We start from the raw sequence: 14,622 nt of genomic DNA, 5'->3' as shown, positions 1-14,622 counted from the left end.
GACCGCGGCCGTCGCGCTGGCCCGGGCGGCCGTCGCCGCCGGCCGGCTTGCCGCGGGCCTGGCCCGGCTCGTCGTCGAGGCGCATCGACAGGCCGATGCGCTGGCGCGGCAGGTCCACCTCCATCACCTTGACCTTGACGATGTCGCCGGCCTTCACCGCGTCGCGCGGGTCCTTCACGAAGGTGTGCGAGAGCGCGGAGACGTGGACCAGCCCGTCCTGGTGCACGCCGATGTCCACGAAGGCGCCGAACGCGGCGACATTGGTGACGCGGCCTTCGAGCACCATGCCGGGACGCAGGTCCTTCACGTCCTCCACGCCCTCGGCGAAGCTGGGCGCGACGAACTCGGGACGCGGATCGCGGCCGGGCTTTTCCAGCTCCTTGAGGATGTCGCGCACGGTGGGCACGCCGAACTTCTCGTCGGTGTACTGCTCGGGCTTGAGGCCGCGCAGGAAACCCGTGTCGCCGATGAGGTTGCGCACCTCGCGGCCGCACTGGGCGATGATGCGCTCCACCACGGGATAGGCTTCCGGGTGCACGGCGCTGACGTCCAGCGGGTTGTCGCCGCTCGGCACGCGCAGGAAGCCGGCGCACTGCTCGAACGCCTTGTCGCCGAGGCGCGGCACCTTGAGCAGCGCCTTGCGGTTGGCGAATGGGCCGTTTGCGTCGCGGTGCTTCACCACGTTCTCGGCCACGCTGGCGGACAGGCCGGCCACGCGCGACAGCAGGGCGGCGGAAGCGGTGTTCACGTCCACGCCCACCGCGTTCACGCAGTCCTCGACCCGGGCGTCCAGCGCGCGCGCCAGCTTCACCTGGTTCACGTCGTGCTGGTACTGGCCCACGCCGATCGCCTTGGGCTCGATCTTCACCAGTTCGGCCAGCGGGTCCTGCAGGCGGCGTGCGATGGAAACGGCGCCGCGCAGGCTCACGTCTAGTTCGGGGAATTCCCTGGCCGCGGTTTCCGAGGCGGAGTACACCGAGGCGCCGGCCTCGCTCACCACGACCTTCGACAGCTTGTGCTCCGGGTGCGTCTTGGCGAGGCCCTTGATCAGCTCGCCGGCCAGCTTGTCGGTCTCGCGCGAGGCGGTGCCGTTGCCGATCGCGATCAGGTCCACGCCGTGCTTCTGGCACAGCCGCGCCAGTGCGGCCAGCGATTCGTTCCACTGCCGGCGCGGTTCGAGCGGATAGATGGTGTCGGTGGCGAGCAGCTTGCCGGTGGCGTCGACCACCGCGACCTTGCAGCCGGTGCGGATGCCGGGGTCCAGGCCCATCACGGTCTTCGCGCCGGCCGGCGCGGCCAGCATCAGGTCCTTGAGGTTGTCGCCGAACACGCGGATCGCCTCGTCCTCGGCGCCTTCGCGCACGCGGCCGAACAGGTCCAGCGTGAGGTGCAGGTGCAGCTTCACGCGCCAGGTGAGGCGCACGGTCTCGCGCAGCCAGGCATCGGCGGCGCGGCCGCGGTCGTGGATGCCGGCGTGCGCGGCCACGCGACCTTCGCCTTCGAGATGGCCCTGCTCGGCGTCCAGCGCGGGCTGCAGGTCGAGTTCGATCACGCCTTCGTTGCGTGCGCGCATCAGGGCCAGCAGGCGGTGCGAGGGAATCTTGCCGATGGCTTCGACGTGGTCGAAGTAGTCGCGGAATTTCGCGCCCTCGTTCTCCTTGCCTTCCACCACCCTGGCGCGGATCTGTCCCTTGTCCCACAGCCAGTCGCGCAGCTCGCCCACGAGGTGGGCGTCCTCGGCGATGGACTCCATCAGGATCGCGCGGGCGCCGTCCAGCGCGGCGCGCACGTCGGGCACGCCCTTGTCGGCATCCACGTAGCGTTCGGCAACGGCTTCGGGCGACTGCGCGGGATCTTCGCGCAGGCCGGTGGCCAGCGGCTCCAGCCCCGCCTCGCGGGCGATCTGCGCCTTGGTGCGGCGCTTGGGCTTGTACGGCAGGTAGAGGTCTTCCAGGCGCGCCTTGGTGTCGGCGGCGAGGATGTCGTTCTTCAGCTCGTCGCTCAGCTTGCCCTGTTCCTCGACGCTGGCGAGGATCGCCTCGCGGCGTTCTTCCAGTTCGCGCAGGTAGCGCAGGCGCTCTTCCAGCGTGCGCAGCTGGGTGTCGTCGAGGCCGCCGGTGACTTCCTTGCGGTAGCGCGCGATGAACGGCACGGTGGCGCCGCCGTCGAGCAGATCGACCGCCGCGCGCACCTGTTCGGTCTTGGCGGCGATGTCCTGGGCAATGCGTTGTTCGATGCTGGGCATGGAGTGAAGCGTGTCCTTCGGGTGTACGAACCGGCGATGATAGCAAGCGGCCGCCGGCACTCCGGGAAGTCGCCCGGAGCGATGTCGATATCGCGCCAGCGGCGGCGTCGATGAAGTGGCGGGCGTGGACGACTCCTGCAAAGAAAACGGCGCCGGAATCGCCTCCGGCGCCGTGCTTGCAAGCCGTCCGGAATCAGGCGCTGAACGAGCCCTTGCCGGTGCCGGACTTCGTGGATGCGCCCTTGAACTCGCTGGCGCGTCCGTTCAGCACCAGGGTGCCCACGATCATGTCGTGCAGGCCTTGCTTGCGCTGGGTGAACGCGACCATCAGGAAGCCGATGCCGAGGATGATGGCGCTGAGCAGCTTGGCGAAGTAGCGGCCGAAGGCGCGGCCCAGGCTGATCCGGCGGCCTTCCAGGTCGGTGACCCGGATGCCGAGCGCCAGCTTGCCCACCGTGCCCTGCCAGGCCGAGCTTTCGCAGATCGCGAAGTACAGCACGGCGATCGCGAAGCCGATCAGCATGGCCGGCCACGCGGCGGCGAAGTAGTGCATCTGCGCCTGGTGGATGAGCTGCATGTCGCCCGCGGCGCTCTTGGCCGCATCGTTCATGGCCTGCTTCGCGGCGCTGGCGCCGGTGACCGACTCGACCAGCATCTGCGGAATCCACAGGATGATGGCGTCGATGATGTAGGCCGCCACGCGCTTCCAGAAACCGGCGTAGTCTTCCAGCGCCGCTGCGGTGGTCTGCGGCAGGTCCAGCGTGGGCGCGGCCGGCGCCGAATAGGGGTTGCCGGGTGCGGCAGCGGAAGCGGCAGCGGCAGCCGGGGCGGCGCCCGGCGCTTCGTCGGGGAACAGGGCCGACAGCGGCTGCCAGTCGGCGAGGCCCTCGTGCCATGCCAGATCGCTGCTGCTCACCTGGCCGCTGCGCAGCCATTGCCGCACGTCCTCTTCCTTGTACGGGCCATGGCGTTCGCCGTTCCGTCCGATCCAGATTTCCATCGTCCCCACTCCTCGCGCTGGTGAATGGGCGCATGATGCCATGCGCGCGTGCGATGGAGAGTGCCGGATGGCATGCGCCGTCAGGCGGCGTGGCGCCTGAGGTGCACCAGCAGCAGCGAGATCGCGGCTGGGGTGACGCCGCTGATGCGGGCGGCCTGGCCGAGGGTGGCCGGCTGGGTGCGCTTGAGCTTCAGCAGCACCTCGGCGGAGAGGCCGCGCACCGTGTCGTAGTCGAAGCCGGCGGGGATCGCGGTCTGCTCGTGGCGGCGCTGCCGGGCGATCTCCTCGTGCTGGCGTTCCAGGTAGCCCGCGTACTTGGTCTGCACCTCGACCTGGGCGGCCACGGACTCGTGTTCCACCGCCGGGCCCAGGCCTTCCACCGCGGTGAGCCGTGCGTAATCCAGTTCCGGCCGGCGCAGCAGGTCCAGCGCGCTGGTCTCGCGGCTCAGCGTGATGCCGAGCCGGCGTTCGACGGCCGCGCCCAGGGCATTGTTCGGCGCGGCCCACACGGCGGCCAGGCGCTGCAGCTCGCGTTCCACCGCGGCGCGCTTTGCGCGCAGCGCGTCGAAGCGCGGCTGCGGCACCACGCCCAGCTCGAAACCCTTCTCGGTGAGGCGCAGGTCGGCGTTGTCCTCGCGCAGGTGCAGCCGGTACTCGGCGCGCGAGGTGAACATGCGGTAGGGCTCGATGGTGCCGTTGCTGGTCAGGTCGTCGATCAGCACGCCGAGGTAGGCCTCGTCCCGGCGCGGGTACCATGGCGCCTCGCCGCGCGCGCCGCGCGCCGCGTTGAGGCCGGCGATCAGGCCTTGCGCGCCGGCCTCCTCGTAGCCGGTGGTGCCGTTGATCTGGCCGGCGAAATACAGGCCCGGGATCGCCTTCGTCTCCAGCCACGGGTTGAGCCCGCGCGGGTCGAAGTAGTCGTATTCGATGGCGTAGCCGGGGCGGGTGATGTGCGCTCGCTCGAAGCCCTTGATCGAGTGCACCAGCGCCAGTTGCACGTCGAACGGCAGCGAGGTGGAGATGCCGTTGGGGTAGATCTCGAACGTTTCCAGGCCTTCCGGCTCGATGAAGATCTGGTGCGAGGCCTTTTCGGCGAAGCGCACCACCTTGTCCTCGATGGACGGGCAGTAGCGCGGGCCCACGCCCTCGATCTGGCCGGTGTAGAGCGGCGAGCGGTCCAGCGCGCCGCGGATCAGCTCGTGGGTGCGCTCGGTGGTGTGGGTGATCCAGCAGCTGACCTGGCGCGGGTGTTCGTCGCGCGAACCCAGGAAGGAGAACACGGGGGCCGGGTCGTCGCCGTGCTGTTCCTCCAGGCCGTCGAAGTCGATGCTGCGGCGGTCGATGCGCGGCGGGGTGCCGGTCTTCAGGCGGTCCGCCGCCAGCGGCAGCTCGCGCAGCTTCTGCGCCAGGGCGCTGGCCGGCGGGTCGCCCGCGCGGCCGCCGGCGTACTGGGCCGGGCCGACGTGGATCTTGCCGGCGAGAAAAGTGCCCGCCGTGAGCACGATGGACCCGGCGCGGAAGGAAACGCCCATTTGCGTCACCACGCCGACGGCACGGCCGCCTTCCAGGATCAGGTCGTCCACCGCCTGCTGGAACAGGTCCAGGTTCGGCTGGCCTTCCACGATGCGGCGGATCGCGGCGCGGTACAGCGCGCGGTCGGCCTGGCAGCGGGTGGCGCGCACGGCCGGGCCCTTGGAGGCGTTCAGGGTGCGCCACTGGATGCCGGCCAGGTCTGCCGCATGCGCCATGGCGCCGCCCAGCGCATCGATCTCCTTCACCAGGTGACCCTTGCCGATGCCGCCGATCGCCGGGTTGCAGCTCATCGCGCCCACGGTCTCGATGCTGTGGGTGAGCAGCAGGGTGCGCGCACCGGTGCGCGCGGCAGCCAGCGCGGCCTCGGTGCCGGCATGGCCGCCGCCGATCACGATCACGTCGTAGCGGGTGGGGTGGAGCATCGTGGCGAACCGGCCGGAAACGGGAGGGACATGGTACTGCGCGGGGCTATCGTGGGGTCTTGGCATGCAAACTGCATTACCCGTCCTGCACTTTCATGGGCAGCGGCCGCGCAGGACGACGCGCCGAGATCGGGAGGACAGGGGCCTGATCGCGTGCCGTGGAAGGAAGCAGGACGGCGCCCTTCGGGGCGCCGTCATTTTTTGCGCGCGCCGGGTTGGCGGGCGCCGGAAACGAAGAGACCCCGCACACGTGCGGGGTCTCTTGTTTAGATCTGGCGCCCGGCGGTCTCAGGAACAGGGGGAATCCAGGATGACCGTGTTGCCGGGCGCCAGAAACCGTGAAATCTGGCGAGCCTGACCGTTTTCCGACCAGACCGTGGGGCGATATTCGCCGCCTGTGTGTGAACATGCGGTGACTGAAACGGAACTTTCTGCCGATCCATGGCAGCAGCTGACGCACCGTGTCAGTTTCGGCGAGCCGCCGGAATGGACGTGTGATGTATATCACACTCTGGCATGGCCCATGCATTCCCTCCTGCAAACGGAAAACCCTGGAGGTGGCGTCATGGGCATCAACATCGATTTCGAGAAATTCTTCCCGCACCACGACCTGCTGATCGAGATCGGCCGGATCGAGATGGCGATCGACACCCTGCAGGAGCGCGACGAGAACGAGCGCACCATGCTGCAGCCGCGGCTGGAGTCGCGCATGGTGCGGCTGCGCACCGCGCTGAACAGCCTGCCGGTCTGAAGCCCGTCCGGGAAGGATGCCTCCTTCCGCGGCGGGATGGGTTCGGCGCGCCGCCGGGGAGCGGTGCACCGAACCGGTGGCAACGGCGCCGGCTACCCGGCGCCCCAAGCACGGATCGCTTCGCGGCCCGGCTGATGCGCCGCCGGCCCGGGCCGGCGCTCAGGCCTTGAGCATGTTGCCCAGGATCTCGGTGAGGTTGCGCGACAAGCCGTCGCGGCCGGCCAGCCCGGCCAGCGCGGCGCGGGCCGCCTCGCGGCGCTGCGGTTCCAGCCGCTGCCAGCCGTTGAACACGGTCGCCAGGCGGGCGGCGATCTGCGGGTTCAGCGCGTCCAGCGCCAGCAGGCGCTCGGCATACATGCGGTAGCTGGCGCCGTCGGTGCGGTGGAAGCCGGTGGGGTTGCCGCTGGCGAACGTGCCGAGCACGGCGCGGGCACGGTTCGGATTCTTCAGGGTGAAGGCAGGGTCGGCTTCCAGCGCCTGCACGCGGGCCAGTGCGCCCTCGCCAGGCAACTGCGCCTGCAGCGCGAACCACTTGTCCAGCGCCAGCGGATCGTTCGCGTAGCGGCTGCGGTAATGCGCCAGCGGCCCGGCGCTGCGCGTCGCGTCGTGCAGCGCGAGCACGGCCAGCGCGCCCAGGCGGTCGGTCATGCCGGGGGCGTCGCGGTACTGGACGGCGGCGTGCTCGCTGGCGCCGGCCGGATCGACCAGCGCCAGCAGCTGCAGCACGCGTTGTTTCAGGCGCCGGCTCGCCTGGCTGGCCGCGTCCAGCGCGGCGGTGGCCTGCGCCGCAAGCGCCCGGTAGCGGGCCTCCAGCCGGGCGCCGCCGATGCGCGTGGCCAGCTGCTGCTGCAATTGCTGGCGCAGCGCGTGGATGCGCGCAGGGTCCACCGTCGACTCGCGTTCGGCCAGTTCGATCTCGCCGGGCGGCGTGAGCAGGTCGGCGAGCAGGGCGGCATCGAGGCGCGCGTCGTCGAACAAGCCGGCCAGCGCGTCGCACCAGGTGTCGACGGCCCGCGGGCCGGCGCCGTCGCGCAGCGCGTCGTATGCGCGCAGGGCGAGCTGCTGGCCGGCTTCCCAGCGGTTGAAGCCGTCGGGATCGTGGGTCAGCAGCAGGGCAAGCTCGGCAGGCGTGTAGTCGCATTCCAGGGCGACCGGCGCAGAGAAGCCGCGCAGCAGCGAGGGCACCGGGTGTTCGGCCACGTCGCGGAACACGAAGTCCTGCTCGGTCTCGTCGAGCACGACCACGGCTTCGGTGCCGACGGCCTGGCCGTCCAGGTGCAGCGGCAGCATGCGGCCATCGGCGCCGAACAGCGCCAGCTTCACCGGGATCGGCAGCGGCTGCTTGCGGGACTGGTCGTGGCTCGCCGGCGTGTGCTGCGACAGCGTGAGCACGTATTCGCGGCGCGCGGCGTCGTAGGCGCCGCGCGCCTTGAGCCGCGGCGTTCCCGCCTGGCCGTACCAGGCGAGGTAGGGCGTGAGGTCGATGCCGTTGGCCTCGCCCAGCGCGGCGAGGAAATCCTCGAGGGTGGCGGCACGGCCGTCGTTGCGCGAGAAGTACAGGTCGGTGCCGCGGCGGAAGCCTGCCGCGCCCAGTCGCCCCGCCAGCATGCGCACCAGCTCGGCGCCTTTCTCGTACACGGTCGCGGTGTAGAAATTGTTGATCTCGCTGTATTCCGCCGGGCGCACCGGGTGCGCCAGCGGGCCGGCGTCTTCGGGGAACTGCGCGCGGCGCAGCAGGGAGACGTCCTCGATGCGCTTCAGCGGGGCCGAGTTCATGTCGGCCGAGAAGCTCTGGTCGCGGAACACGGTGAAGCCTTCCTTGAGGCTCAGCTGGAACCAGTCGCGGCAGGTGACGCGGTTGCCGCTCCAGTTGTGGAAGTACTCGTGCGCGATCACCGATTCCACGCGACGGTATTCGTCGTCGGTGCTGGAGTCGGGATCGGCGAGCAGGCACTTCGCGTTGAAGATGTTGAGCCCCTTGTTCTCCATCGCGCCCATGTTGAAGTCGTGGGTGGCGACCACGTGGAACACGTCGAGGTCGTAGTTGCGGCCGTAGGCCTGCTCGTCCCAGCGCATCGAGCGCTGCAGCGCGTCCATGGCGTAGTCGCAGCGGCCGATGGCGTCGGCCTCGGCCCAGATCTTCAGCTGCACGTCGCGGCCGTCGGCGGTGCGGTAATCGCGCTCGATCTTCTCCAGCCGGCCCGCGACCAGGGCGAACAGGTAGCTGGGCCTGGGGTGCGGGTCGGCGAAGCGCGCCCAGTGGCGGCCGCCGTCGAGCTCGCCGGCGCCGTCCGGATTGCCGCCGGCCAGCAGCACCGGGAAGCGCGCGCGGTCGGCGCGCAGGGTCACGGTGTAGATGGACTGCACGTCGGGGCGGTCCGGGAACCAGGTGATATGGCGGAAGCCCTGCGCCTCGCACTGCGTGAGCAGGAAGCCGCTTTCGCGCGGGCCGGAAAGGTACAGGCCCTCCAGCGCGGTGTTCGCGGCGGGATGCAGGCGCACCCGCGTCTCCAGCACGCTGCCGTCGCGGGCGCCGTCCACTTCGAGGCCGCCGGGGATGTGGCGATACGCCGAGGCCGGCAACGGCTGGCCGTCCAGCGCGATGGACAGCAGTTCCAGTTCCTCGCCGTCGAGGCGCAGCGGTTCGTCCTGCGCGGGGTCGCGGCGCAGCAGCAGTTTCGCGCTCACTTCGGTCGCGTCGATGCCCAGGTCGAAGTCCAGCTCCACGCGTTCCACCCGCCAGGCGGGCGCCCGGTAGTCGGCGAGGCGGATCGGCTGGCTGGCGGCTTCTGGGCGTGCGTTCATGTGGGCGGGACATCGGGTGCGGGAATGGATCAGGCTAACATGCGGGGTCCCTTCCCCGCCTTCAACCGGAGCCTGCCGATGACGCGTTTCCATGCCGCCGAAGCCATGCTGGGCACCCAGCCCGTGGTGGATCTGGAGGATGCCGTGGCCGGGCGCCGGGTGCGCATCGCCCGCTGCGGCGCCGCGCTGCTGAACCTGGAGGCGAAGGAGGGCGACGCCTGGCACGACTACGCCGACGGCTACCGCGATGCCGCCGAAGTCGCTGCACACTCCGGCTCGCGCTTCGCGATCATGGTGCCGTTCGCCGGCCGTATCGCCGATGCGCGCTACAGCTGGGACGGCCAGCCGCAGGACCTGCAGCCCGGCGTGGCCGGCGAGGCGCGGGCCAGCCGCCACGGCTTCGTGCGCGGCACCACGTTCGAACTGGCCGCGCTCGCCGCGGACGAGCGGCAGGCGCAGGTGGCGCTGGCCACGCAGGCCATCCGCCCGCAGCCGGGTTACCCATGCTCCATCGACCTGACGGTGACGTTCACGCTGGATGCCGCCGGCCTCACGCTGGACGTGGCGATGCGCAACGTGGGCGACCGCGCGGCACCGTGCTTCTTCGGCTGGCATCCCTATTTCCGGCTGGCCGACGCCACCGTGGACGGCTGGGAGCTGGCGATTCCCGCCGAGACGCTGGTGCGCACCGGCGCCGACCTGATCGCGTTGCCGGGCGCCGCCGCCTACGTGGCGCTGGACGACGCGCCGGCGCTGGATTTCCGCGAGCCGCGCGTGATCGGCGACCGCATCATCGACCAGGGCTACACCGACCTGCAGGCCGATGCGGATGGCCGCATCCGCACGCACCTGCGCGATCCGGCCAGCGGCCGCGCCCTGGTGGTGTGGCAGGAACACGGCCTGATGCACGCCTTCACCTCCGACACGATCAGCCGCGACGTGCGCCGCGCGATCGCGCTGGAACCGATGGAATGCATGGCGAACGCGTTCAACCGGCCCGAATGCGCGGAGGCGATCCGGCTGGAGCCGGGCGCGGAGCGGCGCTACCGCTGTGGCGTGCAGATCGTCGCGGCATGAGCGCGTTGCCCGACCTGGCCGCGGTGCGCGACGCCGCGGCGCGCATCGCGCCGCACGCCACGGTGACGCCGGTGCTGCGCAGCGCGGCGCTGGATGCATTGGCCGGCGCCGAACTGCATTTCAAGTGCGAGAACCTGCAGCGCGGCGGCGCATTCAAGTTCCGCGGCGCCTGCAACGCGGTGTGGTCGCTATCCGATGAGGAAGCCGCGCGCGGCGTGGTCACGCACTCGTCCGGCAACCACGGCAACGCGCTGGCGCTGGCCGCCGCCACCCGCGGCATCGCGGCGCACGTGGTGGTGCCCGAGGGTGCGGTGCAGGCCAAGCTCGACGCCATCGTGCGCGCGGGCGGCACGTTGCATCGCTGCGCGTCCACGCAGGCGGCGCGCGAGGCGAAGTGCGCCGAGGTGCAGGCGCAGACCGGCGCCGCGTTGGTGCATCCCTATGCCGATGCGCGGGTGATGGCGGGGCAGGGCACGATCGCGCTGGAACTGCTGCGGCAGGCACCGGAGCTGGATGCGCTGATCACCCCAGTGGGCGGCGGCGGCCTCGCCAGCGGCGTGGCGATCGCCGCGCACGGACTGCGTCCCGCGCTGGCGCTGTTCGGCGCCGAGCCGGCCGGCGCCGACGATGCGGCGCGCTCGCTGGCTGCGGATCGACGCATCACCAGCGTGCTGCCGGATACGGTCTGCGACGGCCTGCGCGCCCTGGTGGGCGAACCGAATCTCGAAGCCTTGCGCGCGCACCGCGTGGAAGTGGTCACGGTGAGCGACGCGGAAACCATTGCCGCGATGCGCCTGCTGTGGTCCGAGCTGAAGCAGGTGGTGGAGGTGTCCAGCGCCACCGTGTTCGCCGCCGTGCTGAAGGCGCGGGAACGTTTTGCCGGACGCCGCGTGGGCCTGGTGCTGACCGGCGGCAACGTCGATCTGGCCGCGCTGCCCTGGTCCGCCTGACTCAGGCGGTCGCGGATTCCTCGATGCCGTCCACGCGCGTTGCCGCACTTTCCGCGGGTGCGCCGCCATTGCCCGGCAGATGCTGCGCCAGCGCGTGCAGGTCGAGCTTGTCCACCGGCACCGGGCGCAGCGTGACCGGATCGAACGCCACCTCGCCCGGCTTCCAGCCATCCAGCCGGCGCACCGTGCACAGGAAACGCTTGGTCGAGGCCCAGTGCAGGCCGAGCAGGCCGTAGTTGTTGTCCGCATCCACCACCGGATCGCCCACGCCGGTGGGGCGCGGCGGCTCGCCGTACAGCGCGGTGCCGAAGATCACGTCCCAGATCGACAGCACCTGGCCGAAATTGCAGTTGTGCAGGCTGGGGCGCTCGGGGTCCACCAGCATGTGGTGCAGGCGGTGGAACTTCGGGTCCACGAACAGCCGCTCGAACAGCCGGCCGAAGCCCAGCCGCGTGTTGGTGTGCGACAGGTTCTGCACCAGTTCGCCCAGCAGCATCAGCCACGCGAACTGGTCGGGGTCCACGCCCATCGCCAGCCCCACCACGGCGAGGATCATCGACTGGATGAAGCCGTCGATCAGGTTGCCGCGGTCGTTCGTCCAGCAGCTCATCTGCCGCGTGCTGTGGTGCATGCTGTGCAGCGCCCACCACCACGGCAGCGCGTGCTGGGTGCGGTGCATCCAGTAGTACGTGAAGTCGTAGATCACGTAGTACACGCCGAACAGCACGTAGGGGTGGTCGTTGAACCACGGCGCCCAGTGCGTGATCGCCAGCGGCGAGCCGGTGCTCGACGTGGCCGCGTCGGCGCCGCCGAACAGGTGGCTGAACGGCATCAGGATCAGGTAGGTGAACAGCGGGAAGATGCCCATCAGCATCATCACCGTGTAGTTGCGGTCCACCAGGGTGAGCTTGCGGTCGCCCCACTTTTCCGCGGGGAAGAAGGTTTCCAGCGGGCGGAAGATGAAGCCGATGATGCCGATCTGCAGCGCCGCGATCAGCAGCGAGGCGGCGATGTCGCGCGGATCGCCGGAAAGCTGGCCCAGGTGCAGCAGGTCCAGCGCGGGCGCCACGGCATGGCTGCTCAGCCAGTCGACGAGGTGGGACCACAGTTGGGGCAGGGAAAGCATTGGCGTACGAGTGGGGAACGACCCGCGCATGATATCGCTGCGGTCGCGCCGCCGCGCTGAACGCGGTCGCGCGCGTTCAGCGCCGCAGGCGCAGGCCGCTCACCGCGCACAGGCCCAGCAGCACGAAGCCCATGCCCACCCATTCCATCGGCCGCGGCCGTTCCTGCAGGATCGCCCAGGCCAGCAGCACGCCCACGATGGGCACGCCCAGGCTGCTCACGCTGGCGACCGCGGTGGGCAGGCGGTGCAGCACGATGGACCACAGCCACCACGCCAGGCTGGACGCCATCAGCACGCTGTAGGCGAGGCCGGTCAGGAACGCGGGGCTCCACTCGATGTTCCGCTGCGGCACCGCCAGCGCCACGATGCCCAGCGCCACGCCGCCGGCCAGCATCTGCCATGCGGTGAGGCTCAGCGCGGACACCGCATGGCGCCGGAACAGCCGCTTGCTCAGCACCGTGCCGGCCGCCCAGGTCACGCCGCCGGCGATCGCCAGCACCGTGCTCCGCGCACTCCCCAGTCCCCGCCACGGCTCGATGATGCAGACCAGGCCCACCCCCGCCAGCGCCAGCCCGGCCCAGTGCCGGGGCAGCGGCCGTTCGTGCAGGATCAGCCACGCCAGCAGCACCGCCCAGAACGGCATGGTGTAGGCCAGCAGCGCCACGTGGCCCGCGCCGCCGTCCACCAGCGCCCATTGCTCCAGCCCCTGGAACGCCGCGGTCTGGCACAGGCCGATCAGTATCGTGGGCAGCAGCGGCGGCGGCTTCAGCGACTGCCGCGTCAGCAGCAACGCGGCCAGCAGCACCGCCGCGCCCAGCAGGTAGCGCAGCGCGGCGAAATCGAACGGCCCCGCGTACGCCAGCACCTGCTTCATCACCACCCAGCTGTAGGCCCACAGGCCTATCGTGGCCAGCAGCGCCAGCACGGCGCCGCGCGACGAAGGGGACGATGCAGGCATGGGCGACTCGCAGTGGGAAAGCCGCGAGTGTATTGCCTCGGCAACCCTGCAGGCGTTCACTGTAGACCCGCGCCCAGCGCGCCACGCCGGAACATCCCCATGCAACGTTGCCCCTGGGCCAGCGCCGACGACGCGCTGATGTGCGCCTACCACGACACCGAATGGGGCGTGCCGCTGCACGGGGACGACGCGCTGTTCGAGTTCCTGTGCCTGGAAGGCGCGCAGGCCGGCCTGTCCTGGCGCACCGTGCTGGCGAAGCGCGACAACTACCGCAAGGCCTTCCACGGTTTCGACATCGCCCGCGTGGCGGCAATGAAGGACCGCGAGCTGGAGAAGCTGCTGCTGGACCCCGGCATCATCCGCAACCGGCTGAAGGTGACGGCGGCGCGCGACAACGCGATCGCCGCGCAGAAGGTGATCGCCGAATGCGGCAGCCTCGACGCGTACCTGTGGTCGTTCGTGGACGGCAAGCCGCTGCGCAATCGCTGGAAGGACAAGAGCCAGGTGCCCGCCAGCACGCCGTTGTCCGACCGCATGAGCAAGGAGCTGAAGAAGCGCGGCTTCCGCTTCGTCGGCACCACGATCTGCTACGCGCTGATGCAGGCCACCGGCATGGTCGACGACCATCTGGTCGGCTGTTTCCGGCATCGCCGGTCGTGAATGCGCGACGAAGGAATGCGCGAAACGTGCGCTGACGCACGCAAGTTTCTTCATCCCGGACGCAGCGCACATTTTTCCGGGAATGCCTGCTGAATCCCCTGCGCGACGATGCTTGCGCGGCGAGCCGCCGCGCGGAAACCTTGCCGGCGCGCAAACGGCGATCGCCTGTTTCCGTTGACCGGAAACGCGACGCCGTGCCGGCAAGTCGACAAGGCGGGACGCTTGCGGCGCGCGTGCCACCAGGGGCAGTCGTCACTTTCCGGAGATCAACATGACATCGCGTCGTTTTTCGCCTGCGCTGCTCGCCGCGGGTCTCGCCATGGCACTCGCCGCTGCGCCGACACTGGCGCAGACCGGCGGTGGCGCCACCGCCGCCGCGCCCGCTGCCGCCACCTCGCACGAGGCGGACCGGCTGGCCCGCGAGTTCACCGCGCTCGCCGGTTCACCGGCCAACGCCCAGGCGCTGGTGGCGGCCCTGCGCGACGGCAGCACGATCAGTCTCGCGGACACGGCGCCCGGCGCCACCGGCACCGCCACGTTTCCGCCCGACACCGGCAAGATGGGCTACGGCGACGTGAAGATCGCGCTGTCGCTGGCCGAGGCCAGCCTCGCCAAGGCCGGCATCACCGCGCCCACCGCGACCGAACTGGAGGCCGCACTCAACGGCGGCAGGCTGGTGATGGCCGATGGCAGCGCGGTCGACCTCAAGGGCGTGCTCGCCGCGCGTGCGGACGGCGCCGGCTGGGGCCGTATCGCCGCGGACATGGGGCTGAAGCTGGGCGATGTCGTGCGCTCGCCGAAGCATGCCGGCGAAGTCGCGGAGCACGGCCACCACGCCCACGACAAGGTGGCGCGCGTCGAGCTGGCGCATGGCCACGATCACGACGCGGCCAGCCACGCTGCTCGTCCCGAGCACGTGGGCAAGGTCGACCGTCCGCAACGGCCGGATCGCCCCGAACGTCCCGAACGCCCGGACCGGCCGGATCACCCGGACCACGCCGGCCGCCCCGGCGGCTGAGCCGCCTCGCCTCGCTGCGCGGACCCGGCAGCAGCCGGGTCCGCCGTTCCGTTTTCCATCACCAGGACTTTCCATCC

At 70.6% G+C, this 14,622-nt stretch carries 11 protein-coding genes; 5 read left to right on the top strand and 6 right to left on the bottom strand.

Annotated elements, in window-relative coordinates:
- From PCA_RS15830 to mnmG, 3 genes are all read right to left on the bottom strand, one after another.
- A partial coding sequence (locus tag PCA_RS15830) for a Tex family protein (RefSeq protein WP_181303573.1) occupies positions 1-2,245 on the bottom strand: 2,245 nt, incomplete at its 3' end.
- Positions 2,246-2,438: 193 nt separating this feature from the next.
- Positions 2,439-3,245, bottom strand: a complete 807-nt coding sequence (locus PCA_RS15825) for an RDD family protein (protein WP_181303572.1) — start codon at positions 3,243-3,245, stop codon at positions 2,439-2,441.
- Positions 3,246-3,325: 80 nt separating this feature from the next.
- Positions 3,326-5,200: a tRNA uridine-5-carboxymethylaminomethyl(34) synthesis enzyme MnmG gene (gene mnmG, locus PCA_RS15820; RefSeq protein ID WP_181303571.1), complete on the bottom strand. Its 1,875-nt coding sequence runs from the start codon at positions 5,198-5,200 to the stop codon at positions 3,326-3,328.
- A gap of 565 nt (positions 5,201-5,765) precedes the next feature.
- Between mnmG and PCA_RS15815 the strand changes: the two genes are divergently transcribed.
- Positions 5,766-5,951 (top strand): hypothetical protein, encoded by a 186-nt coding sequence (locus tag PCA_RS15815; protein ID WP_181303570.1) that lies wholly within the window; start codon positions 5,766-5,768, stop codon positions 5,949-5,951.
- Between the two features lie 159 nt (positions 5,952-6,110).
- Here the strand turns inward: PCA_RS15815 and pepN are convergent, their stop codons facing one another.
- Positions 6,111-8,756: an aminopeptidase N gene (pepN, locus tag PCA_RS15810; protein ID WP_181303569.1), complete on the bottom strand. Its 2,646-nt coding sequence runs from the start codon at positions 8,754-8,756 to the stop codon at positions 6,111-6,113.
- 78 nt (positions 8,757-8,834) lie between these two features.
- Between pepN and PCA_RS15805 the strand changes: the two genes are divergently transcribed.
- Both PCA_RS15805 and PCA_RS15800 read left to right on the top strand, forming a co-directional pair.
- Entirely contained in the window at positions 8,835-9,833 is a 999-nt protein-coding gene (locus tag PCA_RS15805) for an aldose epimerase (protein WP_181303568.1), read from the top strand.
- Complete coding sequence (locus PCA_RS15800; protein ID WP_181303567.1) at positions 9,830-10,783, top strand: pyridoxal-phosphate dependent enzyme; 954 nt, start codon at positions 9,830-9,832, stop codon at positions 10,781-10,783. The genes PCA_RS15805 and PCA_RS15800 overlap by 4 nt, the downstream gene beginning before the upstream one ends.
- Position 10,784: 1 nt before the next feature.
- Here the strand turns inward: PCA_RS15800 and PCA_RS15795 are convergent, their stop codons facing one another.
- Both PCA_RS15795 and PCA_RS15790 read right to left on the bottom strand, forming a co-directional pair.
- Positions 10,785-11,909, bottom strand: coding sequence for a sterol desaturase family protein (locus PCA_RS15795; RefSeq protein WP_181303566.1), 1,125 nt, complete (start codon positions 11,907-11,909; stop codon positions 10,785-10,787).
- A gap of 76 nt (positions 11,910-11,985) precedes the next feature.
- Complete coding sequence (locus PCA_RS15790) at positions 11,986-12,867, bottom strand: EamA family transporter (protein WP_181303565.1); 882 nt, start codon at positions 12,865-12,867, stop codon at positions 11,986-11,988.
- 99 nt (positions 12,868-12,966) lie between these two features.
- Between PCA_RS15790 and PCA_RS15785 the strand changes: the two genes are divergently transcribed.
- Positions 12,967-13,527, top strand: coding sequence for a DNA-3-methyladenine glycosylase I (locus PCA_RS15785; RefSeq protein WP_181303564.1), 561 nt, complete (start codon positions 12,967-12,969; stop codon positions 13,525-13,527).
- Between the two features lie 271 nt (positions 13,528-13,798).
- Positions 13,799-14,545, top strand: a complete 747-nt coding sequence (locus PCA_RS15780) for a hypothetical protein (protein WP_181303563.1) — start codon at positions 13,799-13,801, stop codon at positions 14,543-14,545.
- Positions 14,546-14,622 lie beyond the last annotated feature (77 nt).

It is taken from the genome of Rhodanobacter sp. PCA2, assembly GCF_013620825.1.
Classification (GTDB): Bacteria; Pseudomonadota; Gammaproteobacteria; order Xanthomonadales; family Rhodanobacteraceae; genus Rhodanobacter_A.
Note: the sequence above shows the minus strand (reverse complement) of the source record. Positions and strands in the feature narration are given on the sequence as shown.